The 1212-nt window shown below is 60.6% G+C and carries 1 protein-coding gene; it reads left to right on the top strand.

What is annotated here, in order from left to right:
- Positions 1-252 precede the first annotated feature (252 nt).
- The coding region (locus P792_RS26055; protein WP_031240443.1) for a GNAT family N-acetyltransferase at positions 253-1212 on the top strand (960 nt) is incomplete at its 3' end.

Genomic DNA, 1212 nt, shown 5'->3' with positions numbered 1-1212 from the left:
CCATCGGCGTACCCTCCCTGCCGCTGGATGCACCGGTCGAGGTTGAGGCGCTGATCGAAATAGCCTGATCACCCCCTCAAAAAGCCCTGTGGGCGTGGCATTTCTGCTGCCGCGCCTGACAGCGCTTTTCGGGACTGCCGTGCGCTCGTCAATCACCCCTGACAGGCGCGCAGGAAGCGCAACGCCACGTTTTACAGTCTGACGATGCCGGACAAGGTTGTTTTGCCCCCAGGCCCGGACCACATGCTGCCCATGACAGACTGGTCCCTGACGCTTCATGCGTCCATTGCCGAAATTGACGCCGCTCTTTGGGATCGCTGTGCCGGGGACGATAACCCCTTTCTGTCCCACGGTTTCTTCCTGACGCTTGAGGAAAGCGGCTCTGTCGGGGTCAGAACAGGGTGGCTGCCGCGTTATGCGGCGCTCAGGAACGGCGAGGCGTTGCTTGCCGTAGCCCCCCTGTTTCTCAAGGGTCACTCCTACGGAGAATATGTTTTCGACCAGAGCTGGGCGCGCGCCTATGAGCAGGCCGGGGGCGATTATTATCCCAAGCTTCAGATCGCCGTCCCGTTTTCTCCTGTCAGCGGGCCGCGTCTGCTCATCGATCTAGTCCGGCTGACCCATGATCACCTGACGGAAGGGACAGTACGCGGGGTCTTTGGCGATGCGCTGCGTCGGGCCTGTCAGGAGCTGGGTCTGTCCTCCATTCACATGACATTCTGCACCGGTCAGGAGCAGGAGGCTCTGGCCTCACATGGCTGGATGGAGCGGCTGGGCCTGCAATATCACTGGCATAACAATGGTTATCAGGATTTCGAGCAGTTTCTCGAAGCGCTGGCCTCGCGCAAACGCAAGGCGATCCGTCGCGAGCGGCGTGATGCACAGGGATGCGGGCTGGAATTTCGCACCTTGCGCGGGCCGGAAATCACCGGCCGCGACTGGGATCGGTTTTATGGATTCTATCAGGCGACCATCGACCGCAAATGGGGACAGGCCTATCTGACCCGTGCTTTCTTCTCGGGTCTGTCAGAGCGTCTGGGTGAGAAAATCGTGCTGATGCAGGCCCTGCACGAGGGCGAGCCCGTGGCAGCCGCGCTGAATCTGGCAGGGCGCGATACGCTCTATGGGCGCAACTGGGGATGCGAGGGCGAGTGGCCCTTCCTGCATTTCGAGCTGTGTTATTATCGCGCCATTGATTTTGCCATCACGCAT

This window comes from Asaia sp. SF2.1 (assembly GCF_000505765.1).
Classification (GTDB): domain Bacteria; phylum Pseudomonadota; class Alphaproteobacteria; order Acetobacterales; family Acetobacteraceae; genus Asaia; species Asaia bogorensis.
Note: the sequence above shows the minus strand (reverse complement) of the source record. Positions and strands in the feature narration are given on the sequence as shown.